This window comes from Pseudomonas sp. RIT-PI-r (genome assembly GCF_001297015.1).
Taxonomy (GTDB): domain Bacteria; phylum Pseudomonadota; class Gammaproteobacteria; order Pseudomonadales; family Pseudomonadaceae; genus Aquipseudomonas.
This window is the reverse complement of record NZ_LIGE01000020.1, coordinates 23,148-42,983: the sequence shown is the minus strand read 5'-3', so window position 1 is coordinate 42,983 and position 19,836 is coordinate 23,148. Positions and strand designations below refer to the sequence as shown.

Below are 19,836 nucleotides of genomic sequence, written 5' to 3'. Positions count from 1 at the left end.
ATTACAGATTCCGCAGCGCGGCGACTACTGCGTCGCCCATTTCCTGCGTACCGACTTTGCTGCAACCAGCCGAATAGATGTCGCCAGTGCGCAGGCCTTGATCGAGCACAACGCTGACGGCTTTCTCGATGGCATCGGCCGCGTCGTGCAGATTGAAGCTGTAACGCAGCATCATCGACACCGACAGAATGGTCGCCAACGGGTTGGCAATGCCTTTACCGGCGATGTCCGGAGCGGAACCATGGCAAGGCTCGTACATGCCCTTGTTGTTGGAGTCCAGCGAGGCCGAAGGCAGCATGCCAATGGAACCGGTGAGCATCGACGCTTCGTCGGACAGAATGTCGCCGAACATATTGTCGGTGACGATCACGTCGAACTGCTTCGGCGCGCGCACCAGTTGCATGGCGGCGTTGTCGACGTACATGTGGCTCAGTTCGACTTCCGGGTAATCCTTGGCCACTTGCTCGACCACTTCACGCCACAGTTGGCTGGAGGCCAGCACGTTGGCCTTGTCCACCGAGCAGAGCTTCTTGCCGCGAACCATAGCCATGTCGAAACCGACGCGGGCGATGCGGCGGATTTCGCTTTCGCTGTACGGCAGCGTGTCGTAGGACTGACGCTCGCCGTTCTCCAAAGTGCGGGTGCCACGCGGCGCGCCGAAGTAGATGCCGCCGGTCAGCTCACGGACGATGAGGATGTCCAGACCGGCAACGATTTCCGGCTTCAGGCTCGAAGCGTCAGCCAGTTGCGGGTACAGGATCGCCGGACGCAGGTTGCCGAACAGGCCCAGTTGCGCACGGATTTTCAGCAGACCGCGCTCAGGGCGGATATCACGCTCGATGGTGTCCCATTTCGGCCCGCCAACGGCGCCCAGCAGCACGGCGTCGGCAGCGCGGGCACGGTCGAGGGTTTCGTCGGCCAGCGGCACGCCGTGCTTGTCGATGGCGGCGCCACCGATCACGTCATGGCTCAGCTCGAAGCCCAGGCTGTACTTGTCGTTGGCCAGTTCCAGCACCTTGACCGCTTCGGCCATGATTTCCGGACCAATACCGTCACCTGGGAGAATCAGAATCTGCTTGCTCATGCTTTCCTCGTGTCTTCAGTCGGTACGCCATCTCAGGCGCGCCCGGAAAAATTCTTAGCGCTCGGCCATCAGTACGATCACATCGGTACTGAACGAGCCGTCGGCATCAATCTCAAAATATTCGCGCACTTCGTTGCCCATCGACTGCTGCAACTGGCGGATCGCTGCGCGCATCACTTCAGGTGTGCGCATGCGCTCAACCCAGGTGGTGTACTCCAGACGCAGGCGCTGCCGCGTGGTGCTGCGCACATGCAAACCGGCTTCGCTGACCTGACGCAGCCATTCAGCGGCGGAGTAATCGCGCACATGGCTGGTGTCGCGCAGCACTTCGACGCTTTGCAGGTAAGTGTCGAACAACGGACTGCCCGGTGACAACACATCCACGAACGCCGCCACACCGCCCGGCTTCAGCACCCGACGTACTTCGCGCAGGGCCACACCGAGATCGCTCCAGTGATGCGCCGAATAACGGCTGAACACGAAGTCGAACTCGCCATCGGCAAACGGCAGACGCTCGGCGGCGCCATTGACCGTGGCAATGTTGGTGAAACCGCGATCAACGGCAGCGGCGGCGACCACGTCGAGCATTTGCTGCGACAGGTCGTAGGCGACCACTTCCCTGACCAGCGGTGCGACATGAAAACTGACATGACCGGCGCCACAACCCAAGTCCAGCACCCGCGCTTCGCCCTGCCCGGCCAGCTCAGCTTGTAGCAGTGCGAATTCGGTGCCTTGAGCGTGAACGGCGCTGCTCAGGTAGGCGGCGGCCTGTTCACCGAATTGCTTTTGTACGACCTGGGTGTGTTGGGCGGTGCTGGTCATGGTCACATCCTGATATTTGTGTTGTTCGGGCTGCCGTCTTCGCGAGCAGGCTCGCTCCCACAGGGGAATGCATTTCAAGTGTGGGAGCGAGCCTGCTCGCGAAGGGGCCGGCCCTGACTACATCAACCTCGAATCAATCACGCGTCACGGAACAACCACGGCTGGCTAACCCGATGCCTGGCCTCAAACGTCGCAATCGCATCACCGTCCTGCAAGGTCAAACCGATATCGTCGAGACCATTCAACAAGCAATGCTTACGAAACGCATCAATCTCAAAGCTGTACACCTTGCCATCCGGACGGGTCACGGTCTGCGCTTGCAGATCAACTTGCAATTGATAACCCGGCTCAGCCTCAACCTGCTTGAACAACTCATCGACTTCAGCGTCGCTCAAGATGATCGGCAGCAAGCCATTTTTGAAGCTGTTGTTGAAGAAGATGTCGGCGTAGCTCGGCGCGATGATGCTGCGGAAACCGTATTCTTCCAGCGCCCACGGCGCGTGTTCACGGCTGGAGCCGCAACCGAAGTTCTCGCGAGCGAGCAACACGCTGGCGCCTTGATAACGCTCGGCGTTGAGGACGAAGTCCTTGTTCAGCGGGCGCTTGGAGTTGTCCTGATACGGTTGACCAACATCGAGGTAACGCCACTCGTCGAACAGGTTCGGACCGAAACCGGTGCGCTTGATCGACTTCAAAAATTGTTTCGGAATGATTTGGTCGGTGTCGACGTTGGCACGATCCAAAGGCGCGACAAGACCAGTGTGCTGGGTAAAAGCTTTCATGCTGCGCTCCTTTAGATCAATTCACGAACGTCGATGAAACGACCGTTCACCGCAGCCGCAGCCGCCATGGCCGGGCTGACGAGGTGGGTGCGGCCACCGGCGCCCTGACGGCCTTCGAAGTTACGGTTGGAGGTCGAGGCGCAATGTTCGCCGGACTCCAAACGGTCCGGGTTCATCGCCAGGCACATCGAGCAACCCGGCTCACGCCATTCGAAACCGGCTTCGAGGAAGATCTTGTCGAGACCTTCGGCTTCCGCCTGCGCTTTGACCAGACCCGAACCCGGCACCACGATCGCTTGCTTGATGGTCGATGCGACTTTACGGCCCTTGGCGATCACCGCCGCAGCGCGCAAGTCTTCGATCCGCGAGTTGGTGCAGGAACCGATAAACACGCGATCCAGTTGAATGTCGGTGATCGCCTGATTGGCGGTCAAACCCATGTATTTCAAGGCACGGACGATCGAGTCGCGTTTGACCAGATCCATCTCTTTGGCCGGATCCGGCACGTTCTGATCAACGGCCAAAACCATCTCAGGCGAAGTGCCCCAGCTGACTTGCGGCTTGATCTGCGCGGCGTCGAGTTCAACCACGGTGTCGAATTTGGCATCGGCGTCGGAGACCAGGTCTTTCCAGGCTTCGACAGCCATGTCCCATTCCGCGCCTTTCGGGGCAAATGGACGGCCCTTCACGTAATCGACGGTCTTCTGATCCGCTGCCACCAGACCCACGCGGGCGCCGGCTTCGATGGACATGTTGCAGATGGTCATGCGCCCTTCAACGGACAAGTCGCGGATCGCGCTGCCAGCGAACTCGATGGCGTGGCCATTGCCGCCAGCGGTGCCGATCTTGCCGATCACTGCGAGGACGATGTCCTTGGCGGTCACGCCGAACGGCAATTGCCCTTCAACGCGCACCAGCATGTTTTTCATTTTCTTGGCGACCAGGCACTGAGTGGCGAGCACATGCTCGACCTCGGAAGTGCCAATACCGTGAGCCAGAGCGCCGAACGCGCCGTGGGTCGAGGTGTGCGAGTCGCCGCAGACCACGGTCATGCCCGGCAAGGTTGCACCCTGCTCCGGGCTGATCACATGGACGATGCCTTGGCGCACGTCATTCATCTTGAACTCGACGATGCCGTATTCATCGCAGTTGTCGTCGAGGGTCTGAACCTGCAAACGCGAGACCTGATCGGCAATGGCTTCGATGCCGCCCTTGCGCTCTGGAGTCGTCGGTACGTTGTGGTCAGGGGTCGCGATGTTGGCATCGATGCGCCAAGGCTTGCGCCCGGCCAGACGCAGACCTTCAAAGGCTTGCGGCGAGGTCACTTCGTGAATGATGTGACGATCGATATAGATCAGCGCCGAGCCATCGTCGCGCTGCTTGACCAAATGCGAATCCCAGAGCTTGTCGTAGAGCGTTTTGCCGGCCATCAGACGGTTCCTCATCAGCTTGTTTCTATGCCCTGGGCTTATCAATAACCCTTTGGCTTGTGAGGCCGATCGTATGGGGTTAGATTAAATAACTCAAATTCATATTTTTTATGCTTTGGATAACCAACTGGAATACAACCATGGATCTGGCCAACCTCAACGCTTTTATCGCGATTGCCGAGACCGGCAGCTTCTCCAACGCCGGCGAACGGTTGCACCTGACGCAACCGGCGATCAGCAAGCGCATCGCCGGGCTGGAGCAACAATTGAAGGTGCGCCTGTTTGATCGGCTGGGCCGTGAAGTCGGCCTGACCGAGGCTGGCCGCGCCCTGCTGCCGCGGGCCTATCAGATTCTCAACGTGCTCGACGACACCCGCCGCGCACTGACCAACCTGACCGGCGAAGTCAGCGGCCGCCTGACCCTGGCCACCAGTCATCACATCGGCCTGCACCGTTTACCGCCGCTGTTAAGGGAATTCACCCGCCGTTACCCACAGGTCGCGCTGGATATTCAGTTCCTCGATTCGGAAGTGGCCTACGAGGAAATTCTCCATGGCCGCGCAGAACTGGCGGTCATCACCCTCGCGCCGGAGCCTCACGCACTGGTCAAAGCCACGCCCGTCTGGGACGACCCGCTGGATTTTGTGGTCGCCCCAGAGCATTCGCTGATCAATAACGGTGCCGTCAGTCTGGCGGACATTGCCGGTCATCCGGCGGTTTTCCCCGGAGGCAACACCTTCACGCACCACATTGTCCAACGTTTATTCGAGGCTCAGGGCCTGACGCCGAACATCGCCATGAGCACCAACTACCTGGAAACCATCAAGATGATGGTCTCGATTGGCCTGGCCTGGAGCGTTTTGCCGCGCACCATGCTCGACGATCAAGTGGCGAGCATCGTATTGCCGGGCATACAGCTCAGTCGCCAGCTAGGCTATATCTTGCACACCGAACGGACGCTATCGAATGCAGCAAGAGCGTTTATGGCCTTGCTGGACGCACAAATCGATCTGCCAGGGACTTGAGGCCAACTTGTGCTACTCCTATAGAGCCGCTGTCCCTGTGCCTAATGCCACCATCAGCTCAAGGCCTGTTAACGATGCCGAAATCTGTTGACCGAATTCCGCCGATGCCGCGTATTCAGGCCATTGACCCGCGTCATTCCGAGCAGAGCTGGGAGAGTGCGCCACAATTGCTCGCCGCACTCAACGGCGCGCGGCTCGGCGCCTGGTATTGGGACATCGAGCGCGGGCAGATCAGTTGGTCGCGTGGCACCCAGGCATTGTTCGGCTTCGATCCTCGGCAACCGCTGCCCGAAGATCTGGAATACCTCGATCTGCTGCCGCCGGAAGACCGGGCGAAAACCGTCCGCGCCTTCCACGCGGTGATTGCCGGCGCACCGCTGGAACAGGCGATGCACCACCGCATCCGCTGGCCGGACGGCAGCCTGCACTGGCTGGAGATCAGCGGCAGCCTGCTGCCGGATAAACACGGCCGCCCCCGAATGATCGGGGTGATTCGTGAAATCACCCACCAGCGCCAACGCGAACAGGCCCTGAGCAGTTCGGAGAAACGTTTCGCGACACTTTTCCACCTGTGCCCGAACATGGTCCTGCTGACCCGCCAGGAAGACGGTCTGATCAGCGAGGCCAATCAGTATTTTGAAAGCCTGTTCGGCTGGCCGGTACAGAGTGCCATCGGTCGCACCACACTGGAACTGGGCCTGTGGGTGCACCCGGAGCAGCGCGCCGAACTGGTCAAGAAAACCAAGGCCAAGGGCGAACTGATCAGCATGGAGGTGCAGTTTCGCGCCAGCAACGGGCAGATTCATGACGGCATTCTCAGCGCCCAGAAGGTCGAACTCGAAGGCCAGCCGTATCTGCTCAGCACTTTCCTCGACACCACCGAACGCAAAGCCGCCGAACATGCGCTCAAGGACAGTCAGGAACGCCTCGACCTGGCGCTGGACTCGGCACAGCTCGGCACCTGGGACTGGCACATTCCCAGCGGCATGCTCTACGGCTCAGCGCGGGCCGCGCAATTGCACGGGCTGGAGCCAAAACCATTTCACGAATCGTTCGACGAGTTTTTCGAAGGGGTGCCCGGCGAAGAGCGCGACAGCATGCGCGACGCCTACCGCAGCCTGCGCGAAGGCCCGGCGGGCAATTATCAGCTGACCTATCGCGTGCAACTGCCCGACGGCAGCTCGCGCTATCTGGAAAGCCGCGCCCGCCTTTACCGCGACGACAACGGCGCACCGCTGCGCATGGCCGGCACCCTGCTGGACATCACCGATCAGGTCGAGCGCGAACAGCGGCTGGTGGCCTCGGAAGAAAAATTCGCCACGCTGTTTCAGGTCAGCCCCGATCCGATCTGCGTCACCCGCCAGGACAGTGGCGAGTTCATCGAAATCAATAACAGCTTTACCCAAACCTTCGGCTGGAGCGCTGCCGACGTGATTGGCCACACCGCCGAAGAAATCGGCCTGTGGGACGCATCGGCAAAAAGTCTGCAACGCATTGAACGGGTGATTCGCGAACAGGGCTTGAGCAATGTCGCGATCATCGTGCAGCACAAGGACGGCCAATCGCTGACCTGCGTGATTTCCAGCCGGCAGATCAGCGTCGGCGATCAACCCTGCATCGTCACCACCCTGCGCGACATTACCCAGCAGCAGCGCTCGGAAGCGGCGCTGAAAGCCAGTGAAGAGAAATTCGCCAAGGCGTTTCACTCCAGCCCCGACGCCATCACCATTACCGAGCGCGACACCGGACGCTATCTGGAGGTCAACGATGGCTTCTGCAGGCTCACCGGCTATCGCGCCGACGAAGTGGTGGGTAAAACCGTGTATCAGGTCGGCATCTGGGCTGAGGAAAAGCAACGCTCGGCACTCTTGGCCGAACTGCAGATCAAGGGCCGCGTACACCACCAGGAAATGCTCGGGCGCAACAAACGCGGAGAGATGCTGACGGTGGAAGTTTCCGTCGAACCGATCACCCTTAACGAAACCGCCTGTCTGCTATTGACCGCTCGTGATGTCAGCCTGCTGAAAAACGCCGAAGCGCAAATCCGTCATCTGGCTTATCACGACCCGCTGACCAACCTGCCCAACCGCGCCCTGCTGATGGATCGCCTGAGCCAGCAGATCGCCCTGCTCAAGCGTCACAACCTGCGCGGCGCGTTACTGTTTCTCGACCTCGATCACTTCAAACACATCAACGACTCCCTCGGCCACCCGGTCGGCGACACGGTGCTGAAGATCATTACTGCACGGCTCGAAGCCAGCGTACGCATGGAGGATACGGTTGCGCGCCTGGGCGGCGATGAGTTTGTCGTGCTGCTCAGTGGCCTTGAAGGCTCGCGCAACGAAGTCAGCGCACAAGTGCGCAATCTGGCCGATACCCTGCGCGAATTGCTGTCGGAACCGATGTTCCTCGACGGCCAGCGACTGCAAGTGACCCCAAGTATCGGCGTGGCGCTGATCCCCGATCACGGCTCGACGCCGACCGACCTGCTCAAACGCGCCGATATTGCGCTTTATCGGGCCAAGGATTCCGGGCGCAACACCACGCAGATGTACCACAACACCATGCAGAAGGCCGCCAGCGAACGGCTACGCATGGAGACCGACTTGCGCCTGGCGCTGTCGCGCGGTGAATTCAATGTGCACTTCCAGCCGCAGATCGACGCGCGGGATAACTGCATCATCGGCGCCGAAGCCCTGGTGCGCTGGAATCATCCGGAACTCGGCGCACAATCGCCCACAGAGTTCATCAAAGTGCTGGAAGACAGCGGTCTGATTCTCGAAGTCGGGACGTGGATCCTCGACGAAGCCTGCAATGCGTTCAAACAACTGATCGCGCTGAAACTGGTCGACCCGCTCAATTTCAGTCTGTGCGTCAATATCAGCCCGCGACAGTTTCGCCAGAACGACTTTGTCGAGCGCATCGAACACAGCATGACCAGCCATGGCCTGCCGTGCTCGTTGCTGAAACTGGAAATCACCGAAGGCATCGTCATCCAGAACCTGGAAGACACCATCAGCAAAATGCGTCGTCTGAAAAAGCTCGGCGTGAGTTTTGCCATGGACGATTTCGGCACCGGTTATTCGTCGCTGACTTACCTCAAGCGCCTGCCGGTGGACACGCTGAAAATCGACCAGTCGTTTATCCGTGATGCGACCACTGACCCGAACGATGCCGAGATCATTCGCGCGATTGTCGCCATGGCCCGCAGTCTGGAGCTGGAAGTGATTGCCGAGGGCGTGGAAACACCGGAGCAACTGGCATTCCTGCAAGGGCTGGGCTGCCATTTGTATCAGGGTTATTTGCACAGTCGGCCGGTGGCGCTGGAGGATCTGAAAGTGCTGCTGGAATGACGGGCACAAAAAAGGGCGCCAGTGGCGCCCTTTTCATTGCTCGGTCTTATTGCAGAACCGGCTTCTCCACCCCGTTGATCGGAATGCGTTTGGCTTTTGCCTCTTCCGGGATCACTCGCAACAGGTCGATGCTCAACAGACCGTTTTTCAGATCCGCCGCCTTGATCTCGATGTGATCAGCCAAGCGGAAAGACAGCTTGAATGCACGCTGGGCGATGCCTTGGTGCAGGAAGGTCACGCCTTCGTTGGCGTCACGTTTGCCGCCACTGATGGTCAGCACACCTTTCTCGACTTGCAGCTCCAGGTCTTCTTCCTGGAAACCGGCGGCGGCGACGACAATGCGGTACTGGTCATCACCGTGCTTTTCGACGTTGTAAGGTGGGTAGCTGCTGCCTGGCTCGTTGCGCAGGGCGGTTTCGAACAGGTCGTTGAAACGGTCGAAACCTACCGAGGAACGGAACAGTGGCGCGAGGGAAAATGCGGTACTCATGGTGCAAATCTCCTGAAAAAAAATCAGCAAGTTTTCTTGTCTCCGCGACCCGTATTCGGCATCGCGTAACCCTTAAATAGGGACCGCTGAAATGATTTCAAGAGATTATTTGCAGATTTTTTTCAGGCCGCTTCGGCGACTGGCAGACCGAGCAAACGCGAAACATGATCCGGCTCGGTCTCGCGCCGCAGCACGGTAAACAGCTCCGTAGCCTCAGGATAATTGCGCGTCAGCATCGCCAGCCATTGCTTCAAACGGCCCGGCGATTGGCGTGCGGTCATCTGCGCTTTGGCTTGCAGCCAGAAGTCCTGAATCAACGGCATCAGCTCGGCCCAGGTCATTTCGACGACGTCTTCACCCGCGCGCGCAGCAGCGATCTGTTTGGCCAGATCGGGGCGCGAAACCAGTCCGCGACCGAGCATGATGTCTTCCACGCCGCTGATTTCGCGGCAACGGCGCCAGTCTTCGACGCTCCAGATATCGCCGTTGGCGAACACCGGGACCTTGACCACGTCCTGTACACGCGGAATCCATTCCCAATGCGCCGGCGGCTTGTAGCCGTCCATCTTGGTTCGGGCGTGAACCACAATGTGCTCGGCGCCACCTTCAGCCAACGCCGTAGCGCAGACCAGCGAACCGTCCGGGCTGTCGAAACCGAGGCGCATCTTCGCCGTCACGGGGATGTGCGCAGGTACGGCGCGGCGCACGTGCTCGACGATCTGGTTGAGCAGTTCCGGCTCTTTCAGCAGTACGGCGCCGCCTCGGGACTTGTTGACGGTCTTGGCCGGGCAGCCGAAGTTGAGGTCGATCACTTCGGAGCCGAGTTCGCAGGCCAGCGCAGCGTTCTCCGCCAGGCACACCGGATCGGAACCGAGTAACTGCACACGCAATGGCACACCGGATGCGGTGCGGGCGCCGTTGAGCAGCTCCGGGCCGAACTTGTGGAAGTACGCTGGAGTGAGCAACTGGTCGTTGACCCGAATGAATTCGGTCACGCACCAGTCGATGCCACCAACGCGGGTCAGCACGTCGCGGAGGATGTCGTCGACCAACCCCTCCATGGGCGCCAGAGCAATTTGCATGGGAAAACACTACTTGAAGAAAAACGTGCGGCAGTTTACTGGATATCGCACAAATCCGCAGAACAACACATATTCCTTGTAGGAGTGAGCCTGCTCGCGATAGCGGTGTATCAGTCACATATGTTTCGACTGACACACCGCTATCGCGAGCAGGCTCACTCCTACATTAGATTTGCGCAGACTCTGAGAGCAGGATAGCCGGGCCATAACCTTCGATGAACTCTGCCGGCATGCGCTTCGGCTTGCCGGTGGACAGCTCGATACAGACGAAAGTGGTTTGCGCGCGCAACAGCGTGGTGTTGTCGCTCGGGCGCTTGAGCTGGAAATGCCGGGTCATCTTCAGGCGCTGATCCCAATCGACGATCCAGGTCGCCAATTGCAACTCATCGCCTTCATAGGCGGCGGCCAGATAATCGATCTCGTGACGAACCACGGCCATCGCCCGATCCAGCCGCCGATATTCGACCAGATCCAGGCCCAGACGCTGCGAATGGCGCCAGGCGCAACGCTCGAGCCAAGTCACGTACACCGCGTTGTTCGCGTGGCCGAGCCCGTCGATGTCCTCGGCGCCTACTTGCAGATCAATGGTGAACGGCGTTGCCCGATCCCAGCCCATGCCCCACTCCCGGTCAGTTATTCAACCGGGGCAGTGTAACGGAGCTCACGCCGATTGGCGCGTCTGAAGGCTGCGACCGGCCAGCAGTGATAACACCCCATCAATCACCCGAGGGTCGGCCAATACGCGCTGATGACCACCGCCCTCGAGGCGCAGCAAGCGACTGTCGAACCAGGATTCGTGGATCAATTGCGACTCTTTGACCGAGACGAAGTTGTCGTCCTCGGCGTGCACGATCAGGCCGGGCATATCCAGTTGATAGTGCGCGACGTCCAGCGTGGCAGCGCGCATGCCGACATCCTGCTCGACTTGACGAATGAACGCGGAGCGGGCTCGCGGCGGCATACCGACGTATCGGGCAAAACCACGCAGCACACCAAGAATTCGCGCTGGAGCAGCGATGCTGACGAGGGTTTCGGTGCGCAAGCCCAATTGCACGGCGAGCATCGCGCTGGCGCCGCCCATGGAGTGGCCGATGACTGCTTGCAGCGGCGGTAACTCCGCCGCCGCTTCGAGCATCGCCCGAGCGAACAACACCACATTGGCCTCACGCCCCGGCGAACGACCGTGGGCCGGGCCATCAAGCGCGACAACGGTGTAACCGGCATCGACCAGCGCGGTGATCAACGAGGCGAATTGAGTGGGCCGCCCTTCCCAACCATGCATCAGCAGCACGGTCGGACCTTGACCCCAGCGCAGTGCCGACAGACCGAAGCGCAACGTAATCCGCTCGGCATTGGCCAGCATCGGCAGCTCCCATTCGCGCAGTGGCAGCGCGCGCGGCGTCATGAACGCCAGACGCATTTTGCTCGCCACCCGTTTCGGTGCAATCCAGCCCAAGGTGCCATTAACGCCACGAACCCACTTCAACGTGTTCATCGCTCTCTCCTCAGGCGTGTTGCCTTCAGGTCAACGCACCGCCGACTTGGCAGCGCGCAGCAATCGATCGGATAAATCTCCCGGACCCAGCGCTCTTGCGAGTGCCAGACCACCCACCATCAAGGCCATGTCGGCCAGCGCTTTATCGGTGTCCTCAGGGCTGGACGCCAACTGCGCCACCATCAATTCCAGGTGTTCGTTCAGCGCAAGCCGGAACGAGTCCGGCAAACGACCCAGTTCGCCAATGGAAGCCGGAATAGGGCACGCCGCTTCGCTGGAGTCACGATGCTTGCGTGACAGATAGAACGCAGCGACCAGAGCACGGCGTTCTTCACCGGTCAGTTGCGTGTCCATGTCAGCAATCAGGTCGCGGCGGCGACCGAGCAATTGCTTGAACGCTTCCAGCATCATCGCGTCCTTGCTTTCGAAGTGCGCATAGAAGCCGCCGACGGTCAGGCCGGCTGCACCCATCACTTCGCCCACGCTAGGGTCTGCCGGGCCACGCTGAATCAGTGCGGAGCTGGCAGCCTTGAGGATGCGTTCGCGGGTTTGAGCTTTTTTATCGTTCATCGTTGCCTCCGAATATTACGACTAGAATATTATTCGCATAATAATATTCTGCAAGTCAAGGATATGACCGCTGGTCTGAAGCACAGTGTAAGGAAAAAGGAGAATTGGCCAAACGCCAGACAAACAAAAGGGCCATTCAATAATTGAATGACCCTTATAAAATCCCGCAGAGCGGGTAATCGTGGCGTCCCCTAGGGGACTCGAACCCCTGTTACCGCCGTGAAAGGGCGGTGTCCTAGGCCACTAGACGAAGGGGACACAAACCTTCTATACAACTGATCAGTGCTGAGAGCTGATCGATTCAAGGCCGGTGTGGCCAGACCTTGAACCTGTAAAATTGGTGGAGCTTAGCGGGATCGAACCGCTGACCTCCTGCATGCCATGCAGGCGCTCTCCCAGCTGAGCTAAAGCCCCGGATTTTTCGCCTCGCGGCGGAGTGACATCTTGCAACATCACTTCTGTAAAACTGGCGTCCCCTAGGGGACTCGAACCCCTGTTACCGCCGTGAAAGGGCGGTGTCCTAGGCCACTAGACGAAGGGGACGCAAACCCTTCTATACAACAGATCAACGCTGAGTGTTGATCGCTTCGGAGCCGGTGTGGCCAGGCTTCGAAGTGTAAATTGGTGGAGCTAAACGGGATCGAACCGTTGACCTCCTGCATGCCATGCAGGCGCTCTCCCAGCTGAGCTATAGCCCCTCATCGTTGATGTCATCGCTGAGGACGGGGCGAATCTTAAGGGCGTATCGAAAGCCTGTCAAACTTATTTTTGAAATTTTTCAAAGTTTTTCGTCGGCATAACAATCACTTACCGCCCTCCTCCCGAAAATCCGGGACTTGGGATAAAGCATGCCCCTGTAGGAGCGGCCGCAGGCTGCGATCTTTTGATCTGGTTTTTAAAAGCCAAAATCAAAAGATCGCTGCCTTCGGCAGCTCCTACAGGGGGGTTAAGCTATCAGGCGATAGCGCCCAGCAGCTTTTCCCACTCTTTGTTTTCTTTCTTCGACACGCCGCCCAGCAGGTCGATCGCCTGACGCAGACGGAATCGGGTCAGATCCGGGCCAATGATTTCCATGGCATCGAGCACCGATACCGAACTCGCCTGCCCGGTGATCGCAGCAAACATCAGCGGCATCGCATCGCGCAACTTCAACTCAAGGGATTCGACCACGGCCTGAATCGTTGCGGTGATGTTGTCCTTCTCCCACTGACGCAGGCTTTCCAGCTTCCACAGGATCAACTGCATCAACTGCCGAACCTGATCACCGGAAAGCTTTTTCGATTCGAACAGCTTGGCATCCGGGTTAACACCACCGGCGAAGAAGAACCCGCCCAGCGGTGCAACCTGGCTGAAGGTTTCAACGCGACCCTGAACCAGCGGCGCGATCTTCATCATGTATTGCGGGTTCAACGCCCAGGTCTGCAAGCGGCTGGCGAATTCTTCCACCGGCAGATCACGCAGCCATTGGCCGTTGAGCCACGACAGCTTCTCGATGTCGAAGATCGGCCCGCCAAGGGACACACGCTTGAGGTCGAAGTTGTCGACCATTTCCTGCAGCGAGAACTTCTCGCGCTCGTCCGGCATCGACCAGCCCATGCGGCCGAGGTAATTGAGCATCGCCTCAGGCATGAAACCCATGCGCTCGTAGAACGTCACCGACGTCGGGTTCTTGCGCTTGGACAGCTTGCTCTTGTCCGGGTTACGCAGCAGCGGCATGTAGCACAGCTCTGGTTGCTCCCAGCCGAAATATTCGTAGAGCAGAATCAGTTTCGGCGCCGATGGCAGCCACTCTTCACCACGCAGGACGTGGGTGATGCCCATCAGGTGATCGTCGACGACGTTGGCGAGGAAGTACGTCGGCAGGCCGTCGGTCTTCATCAACACTTGCATGTCCATGCGATCCCACGGGATCTCGACGTCGCCACGGAGCATGTCCGGCACCACGCAAACGCCTTCGCTCGGGACTTTCATGCGGATCACGTGGGGTTCGCCGGCAGCCAGACGAGCCGCGACTTCCTCTTTCGACAGCAGCAGCGCGCGGCCGTCGTAGCGTGGAGTTTCGCCGCGGGCCATTTGCTCGGCGCGCATCTGATCGAGCTCTTCAGCGGTGCAGAAGCAGGGGAACGCGTGGCCCATGTCGACCAGTTGCTGGCAGTACTTCTGGTAGATGTCGCCGCGCTCGCTCTGCCGGTAAGGACCGTGCGGGCCGCCAACGTCCGGGCCTTCGCTCCAGTCGATACCCAGCCAGCGCAGGGCGTCGAAGATCTGCTGTTCGGACTCGCGGGTCGAACGCAACTGGTCGGTGTCTTCGATCCGCAGGATGAACTCACCGCCGTGCTGCTTGGCAAAGCAGTAGTTGAACAATGCGATGTAAGCGGTACCTACGTGGGGGTCCCCGGTAGGCGATGGCGCGATGCGAGTGCGGACGGTGGTCATGGCATGTCTCGAAAAGAATGAAAAGCAAAACAATCAAGCGGCGAATGGTAACAGGCGACACCCGCCCCGCTCCAGCGGGCAGGGCATTTAAGCCAAGTTTGCGTCTGTAAGGCCCGTAAGCCGTGATGAATGGCGGAATATCAGCAGATGGCATTTACCGTTTATCGGCTGTATGCCAGATTCGCCGGCTGATAACTTTCCTTACAATTCCTCGACTACAGTTTGCCCATGCCTGCTCAACTCAAGCGTCGCCTGTTGATTTTCCTGCTGCTCGTCCTGCTGATTGCCGGGGGCTTCTTCGCCCATTGGTTTTTCAAGGGACGCTTTTATGAAAGCACCGACAACGCCTATGTCCAGGGCGAAATCACCCGTGTGTCGAGCCAACTGAGCGCGCGCATCGATGAAGTGCTGGTGCAGGACAATCAGCACGTCGAAAAAGGCCAGTTGCTGGTGCGCCTCGAACCGAATGATTTCCGCCTCGCTATTGATCGTGCCAACGCCGCCCTCGCCACCCGCGAAGCCGAACGCCTGCAAGCGCAAAGCAAACTGACCCAGCAATCGAGCCTGATCGCCGCCAGCGACGCGCAAGTGGCAACCACACAGGCGACGCTCGGGCGTTCGCAGATGGACTTGTCGCGTGCCGAAACCCTGCGCAAACCCGGTTATGTTTCCGAAGAACGGGTGACCACCCTCTCCGCCGACACACACATTGCTCGCTCGCAAGTGGCCAAGGCGCAGGCCGATGCACAGGGCCAGCGCCAGCAGGTCAACGCCTTGAACGCGGAAATCAAACGCCTCGACGCGCAGATCGCCAACGCCCGCGCCGATCTCGCGCAAGCCGAACTCAACCTGACCCGCAGCGAAATCCACGCACCAATCAGCGGTCTGGTCGGCCAGCGCGCCGCCCGTAACGGCCAGGTGGTGCAGGCCGGCGCTTATCTGCTGTCGATCGTTCCGGACGAAGACATCTGGGTGCAGGCCAACTTCAAGGAAACCCAGATCGGCCACATGCAACCCGGCCAGAAAGCCGAGCTGACCTTTGATGCGTATGGCGACACGCCGATCGAAGCGCGGGTCGACAGTCTGTTCGCCGCGTCCGGCGCGCAGTTCAGCCTGCTGCCCCCGGACAACGCCACCGGCAACTTCACCAAAGTCGTGCAACGGATTCCGGTGAAACTGACCTTCAAGGCCGATAACGCGCTACACGGCAAGATCCGCCCGGGCATGTCCGTCACCGCCACCGTGAATATCAAAGACGCCCCAGAAGATGGCCGGTGATTCATTGATCCGCCCGGTCGGCGAACCGACCCGGCGCGACTGGATTGCAGTGATGAGCGTAATGCTCGGCGCCTTTATGGCGGTGCTGGACATCCAGATCACCAACTCGTCGCTGAAAGATATTCAGGGCGCGCTGTCGGCGACCCTGGAAGAAGGTTCGTGGATTTCCACCTCCTATCTGGTCGCGGAAATCATCATGATTCCGCTGACCGCGTGGCTGGTGCAGTTGCTCTCGGCGCGGCGCCTGGCGGTGTGGGTGTCGCTGGGCTTTCTGGTGTCCTCGCTGCTGTGCTCGATGGCCTGGAGCCTGGAGAGCATGATCGTTTTTCGTGCCATGCAGGGTTTCACTGGTGGCGCGCTGATCCCGCTGGCGTTCACCCTGACGCTGATCAAACTCCCCGAACACCACCGTGCCAAAGGCATGGCGATGTTCGCCATGACCGCCACGTTCGCGCCGTCGATCGGCCCGACGCTGGGCGGCTGGCTCACGGAAAACTGGGGCTGGGAATACATCTTCTACATCAACATCCCGCCGGGCCTGATCATGATCGCCGGCCTGATGTACGGACTGGAGAAGAAAGAAGCGCACTGGGAATTGCTGAAAAGCACTGACTACACCGGCATCCTCACGCTGGGCATCGGCCTCGGGTGCTTGCAGGTTTTTCTCGAAGAAGGTCATCGCAAGGACTGGCTGGAATCGAGCCTGATCGTGACGCTGGGCAGCATTGCGCTGGTGAGCTTGATCACTTTTGTGATCGTGCAGATCTCCAAACCGAATCCGCTGATCAACCTTGGCATTCTGCGCAATCGCAATTTTGGGTTGTCGAGTATTTCCAGCCTGGGCATGGGCGTCGGGTTGTACGGTTCGATTTATTTGTTGCCGCTGTATCTGGCGCAGATCCAGAACTACAACGCCCTGCAGATCGGCGAAGTGATCATGTGGATGGGCGTGCCGCAGCTGTTTCTGATTCCGCTGGTGCCGAAGCTGATGAAGATTGTCTCGCCGAAATGGCTGTGCACGCTTGGCTTCGGGTTGTTCGGCTTGGCGAGCTTTTCTTCCGGAGTGCTCAACCCGGACTTTGCCGGAGCGCAATTCAATCAGATCCAGATCATTCGGGCGCTGGGGCAGCCATTGATCATGGTGACGATTTCGCTGATCGCCACCGCGTACATCCTGCCGCAGGACGCGGGGTCGGCGTCGAGTCTGTTCAATATCCTGCGCAACCTTGGCGGTGCGATTGGCATTGCCTTGCTGGCGACATTGCTGGATGCACGCACCAAGACTTACTTCGATTATTTGCGCGAGGCGGTGGTGCCGACAAATCCGCAGGTGGCGGAGCGACTGGCGTCGATGACGGATCGGTTTGGCAGTGACACGGCGGCGTTGGGCAAGCTGAGTGAGATCGTCCATCAACAGGCGGCGATCATGGCTTACAACGATGCGTTTCATTTTGTCGGGATTGCGTTGGGGGTCAGTATGTTGGCGATTCTACTGACCAAAAAGCTCCCGGCGGGGCTAAAGGCCGGCGAATCTCACTGACTTTCGCGGCGTCTGTACCGATCCCATCGCTGGCAAGCCAGCTCCCACAGGTTTCTTTGGTGCTCACAAAATTTGTGTACACCATCAATCCCTGTGGGAGCTGGCTTGCCAGCGATGAGGCCCTGCCAGGCAATGAAGATCAAACAGCCAAAAGCCGCTCACGCAGTTTGGCAATCTCATCACGCATCTGCGCCGCCGCTTCAAACTCCAGATCCCGCGCCAACTGGTACATCTTCTCTTCCAGCGCACGAATACGTTTGGTGATCTCGCTCGGCGAACGCAGTTCGGCTTCGTACTTGGCGTTCTCTTCGGCGGCCTTGGCCATGCCTTTGCGTTTCTTGCTGCGCGAACCCGGCACGGTGGCGCCTTCCATGATATCGGCGACGTCCTTGATCACACCGCGCGGGGTGATGCCGTTTTCCAGGTTGAAGGCAATCTGCTTGTCGCGACGACGCTCGGTCTCGCCAATCGCCCGCTCCATCGAACCGGTCATGCGATCGGCGTAAAGAATCGCCCGGCCATTGAGGTTGCGCGCCGCACGGCCGATGGTCTGGATCAGCGAGCGCTCGGAACGCAGGAAGCCTTCCTTGTCGGCGTCGAGAATCGCCACCAGCGACACTTCCGGCATGTCCAGGCCTTCACGCAGCAAGTTGATCCCGACCAGCACGTCAAAAGTGCCGAGGCGCAGGTCGCGAATAATCTCGACGCGCTCGACCGTATCGATGTCCGAGTGCAGATAACGCACGCGCACGCCGTGATCGGCGAGGTAATCGGTAAGGTCTTCGGCCATGCGTTTGGTCAGCGTGGTGACCAGCACCCGCTCTTCGACCGCCACGCGTTTGCTGATTTCCGAGAGCAGATCGTCGACCTGCGTCAACGCCGGACGCACTTCAACCTGCGGGTCGACCAGACCGGTCGGCCGCACCACTTGCTCGACCACGCGCCCGGCATGTTCGGCTTCGTAGTTGCCCGGTGTCGCCGAGACGAAAATGGTCTGCGGGCTGACCCCTTCCCACTCGTCGAAACGCATTGGCCGGTTATCCAGCGCAGAAGGCAAACGGAAGCCGTATTCGACCAGGGTTTCTTTGCGCGAACGGTCGCCCTTATACATCGCGCCGACCTGCGGCACGCTGACGTGGGATTCGTCGATCACCAGCAAGGCATCGGCCGGCAGGTAATCGTAGAGCGTCGGCGGCGCCGCACCGGCCGGACGTCCGGACAGGTAGCGCGAGTAGTTTTCGATGCCGTTGCAGTAGCCCAGTTCGAGGATCATTTCCAGGTCGAAACGGGTGCGCTGCTCAAGGCGCTGCGCTTCCACCAATTTGTTGTTGCTGCGCAGGTATTCCAGCCGCTCCTGCAATTCGACTTTGATGTGTTCGATGGCGTCGAGCAGGGTTTCCCGTGGCGTCACATAGTGACTCTTCGGATAGAACGTGAAACGCGGCATCTTGCGGATGACTTCGCCGGTCAGCGGATCGAATGCGGAAATGCTTTCGACCTCGTCATCGAACAGCTCGATGCGGATCGCTTCCAGATCGGATTCTGCCGGGTAAATGTCGATCACATCGCCGCGCACGCGGAAGGTCGCGCGGGCAAAATCCATGTCGTTGCGGGTGTATTGCAGGTCGGCCAGACGGCGCAGCAGTGCGCGCTGATCGAGTTTGTCGCCGCGATCGACGTGCAGCACCATCTTCAAATAGGTTTCCGGGCTACCGAGACCGTAGATGCACGACACCGTGGTGACGATGATCGCGTCCTTGCGCTCCAGCAACGCTTTGGTCGCGGACAGACGCATCTGCTCGATGTGGTCGTTGATCGACGCATCCTTCTCGATGAAGGTGTCGGAGGACGGCACGTAGGCTTCGGGTTGGTAGTAGTCGTAGTAGGAAACGAAATATTCAACGGCGTTGTTGGGGAAAAACGCCTTGAACTCGCCATACAACTGCGCAGCCAGGGTTTTGTTCGGCGCCAGCACCAGCGTCGGGCGCTGAATCTGCGAGATGACATTGGCGATGCTGAAGGTCTTGCCCGAGCCGGTCACACCGAGCAGCGTCTGGTGCGCCAGCCCGGCTTCGATGCCCTCCACCAATTGGCGGATGGCTTCCGGCTGATCGCCGGCGGGCTCAAAGCGGGTGACGAGCTGGAATTCGGACATATACACCTCTGGGATCGCGGCGTTCCGCGCAAAGCGGAGCACTACGGGGACAACCGCAAACGACCGGTGTCGCGCAAGAAAAAACCTGGATTGTGCTCAATGTGGTGGCGATTGCCCGCTCTTTCAAGGCAAACGTCCTACATCCGCTAAAGACTCTGACACGCGCAGTCGACTAACGGTCAAGAAATAATCGGAAAAACTTACCCTAAAAGCCGAATCGCCTGTCGCCATTGCTCAGTAATGGCCTCTATACTAGCTCCCCGTTTGTGCACCGCTCTAGTGCATTCGGCTGGA

15 protein-coding genes and 4 tRNA genes are annotated in these 19,836 nt (G+C 59.4%); 4 read left to right on the top strand and 15 right to left on the bottom strand.

Annotation, left to right across the window (positions count from 1 at the left end):
- Position 1: 1 nt before the first annotated feature.
- The 4 genes from leuB to leuC all read right to left on the bottom strand — a co-directional run bounded on the left by leuB (position 2) and on the right by leuC (position 4,118).
- Positions 2-1,084 carry a 3-isopropylmalate dehydrogenase gene (leuB, locus tag AK821_RS07670; protein WP_038363640.1) on the bottom strand — a complete coding sequence of 361 codons (1,083 nt, stop codon included), beginning with the start codon at positions 1,082-1,084 and terminating at the stop codon, positions 2-4.
- Between the two features lie 54 nt (positions 1,085-1,138).
- Positions 1,139-1,906: a class I SAM-dependent methyltransferase gene (locus AK821_RS07665; protein WP_064389125.1), complete on the bottom strand. Its 768-nt coding sequence runs from the start codon at positions 1,904-1,906 to the stop codon at positions 1,139-1,141.
- A gap of 137 nt (positions 1,907-2,043) precedes the next feature.
- Positions 2,044-2,688, bottom strand: coding sequence for a 3-isopropylmalate dehydratase small subunit (leuD, locus tag AK821_RS07660; RefSeq protein ID WP_064389124.1), 645 nt, complete (start codon positions 2,686-2,688; stop codon positions 2,044-2,046).
- An 11-nt stretch (positions 2,689-2,699) separates the two neighbouring features.
- Positions 2,700-4,118, bottom strand: coding sequence for a 3-isopropylmalate dehydratase large subunit (leuC, locus tag AK821_RS07655; RefSeq protein WP_016984527.1), 1,419 nt, complete (start codon positions 4,116-4,118; stop codon positions 2,700-2,702).
- Positions 4,119-4,258: 140 nt separating this feature from the next.
- Here leuC and AK821_RS07650 point away from each other — a divergent pair, with 140 nt between their 5' ends.
- Together AK821_RS07650 and AK821_RS07645 are read left to right on the top strand one after the other, a co-directional pair.
- The gene (locus AK821_RS07650) at positions 4,259-5,143 is read left to right on the top strand and encodes a LysR family transcriptional regulator (RefSeq protein WP_064389123.1); all 885 of its coding nucleotides are present in this window, start codon (positions 4,259-4,261) and stop codon (positions 5,141-5,143) included.
- A 74-nt stretch (positions 5,144-5,217) separates the two neighbouring features.
- Entirely contained in the window at positions 5,218-8,496 is a 3,279-nt protein-coding gene (locus tag AK821_RS07645) for a sensor domain-containing protein (protein WP_064389122.1), read from the top strand.
- 46 nt (positions 8,497-8,542) lie between these two features.
- Here the strand turns inward: AK821_RS07645 and AK821_RS07640 are convergent, their stop codons facing one another.
- The 10 genes from AK821_RS07640 to gltX all read right to left on the bottom strand — a co-directional run bounded on the left by AK821_RS07640 (position 8,543) and on the right by gltX (position 14,569).
- Entirely contained in the window at positions 8,543-8,986 is a 444-nt protein-coding gene (locus AK821_RS07640) for an Hsp20 family protein (protein ID WP_064389121.1), read from the bottom strand.
- Positions 8,987-9,108: 122 nt separating this feature from the next.
- A complete protein-coding gene (locus AK821_RS07635; protein ID WP_064389120.1) occupies positions 9,109-10,068 on the bottom strand; it encodes a tRNA dihydrouridine synthase in 960 nt (319 codons plus the stop codon).
- A 166-nt stretch (positions 10,069-10,234) separates the two neighbouring features.
- The gene (locus AK821_RS07630; protein ID WP_064389119.1) at positions 10,235-10,684 is read right to left on the bottom strand and encodes an acyl-CoA thioesterase; all 450 of its coding nucleotides are present in this window, start codon (positions 10,682-10,684) and stop codon (positions 10,235-10,237) included.
- 45 nt (positions 10,685-10,729) lie between these two features.
- Positions 10,730-11,563 (bottom strand): alpha/beta fold hydrolase, encoded by an 834-nt coding sequence (locus AK821_RS07625; RefSeq protein ID WP_064389118.1) that lies wholly within the window; start codon positions 11,561-11,563, stop codon positions 10,730-10,732.
- A gap of 30 nt (positions 11,564-11,593) precedes the next feature.
- Positions 11,594-12,133 carry a TetR/AcrR family transcriptional regulator gene (locus AK821_RS07620; RefSeq protein ID WP_064389117.1) on the bottom strand — a complete coding sequence of 180 codons (540 nt, stop codon included), beginning with the start codon at positions 12,131-12,133 and terminating at the stop codon, positions 11,594-11,596.
- 182 nt (positions 12,134-12,315) lie between these two features.
- A tRNA-Glu gene (locus AK821_RS07615) sits at positions 12,316-12,391 on the bottom strand.
- An 80-nt stretch (positions 12,392-12,471) separates the two neighbouring features.
- Positions 12,472-12,547: transfer RNA gene (locus AK821_RS07610), tRNA-Ala, on the bottom strand.
- Between the two features lie 53 nt (positions 12,548-12,600).
- Positions 12,601-12,676, bottom strand: a tRNA-Glu gene (locus AK821_RS07605).
- A 79-nt stretch (positions 12,677-12,755) separates the two neighbouring features.
- Positions 12,756-12,831: transfer RNA gene (locus AK821_RS07600), tRNA-Ala, on the bottom strand.
- Between the two features lie 256 nt (positions 12,832-13,087).
- On the bottom strand, positions 13,088-14,569 hold the full coding sequence (gltX, locus tag AK821_RS07595; RefSeq protein WP_064389116.1) for a glutamate--tRNA ligase: 1,482 nt from the start codon (positions 14,567-14,569) through the stop codon (positions 13,088-13,090).
- A gap of 228 nt (positions 14,570-14,797) precedes the next feature.
- On the opposite strand from gltX, the gene AK821_RS07590 reads away from it, so the two are divergent.
- Complete coding sequence (locus AK821_RS07590; RefSeq protein ID WP_064389115.1) at positions 14,798-15,847, top strand: HlyD family secretion protein; 1,050 nt, start codon at positions 14,798-14,800, stop codon at positions 15,845-15,847.
- A gap of 49 nt (positions 15,848-15,896) precedes the next feature.
- Entirely contained in the window at positions 15,897-17,387 is a 1,491-nt protein-coding gene (locus AK821_RS07585; RefSeq protein ID WP_177330941.1) for an MDR family MFS transporter, read from the top strand.
- Positions 17,388-17,526: 139 nt separating this feature from the next.
- On the opposite strand, the gene uvrB is transcribed toward AK821_RS07585, so the two are convergent.
- On the bottom strand, positions 17,527-19,542 hold the full coding sequence (uvrB, locus tag AK821_RS07580; protein ID WP_007913411.1) for an excinuclease ABC subunit UvrB: 2,016 nt from the start codon (positions 19,540-19,542) through the stop codon (positions 17,527-17,529).
- Positions 19,543-19,836: the final 294 nt, after the last annotated feature.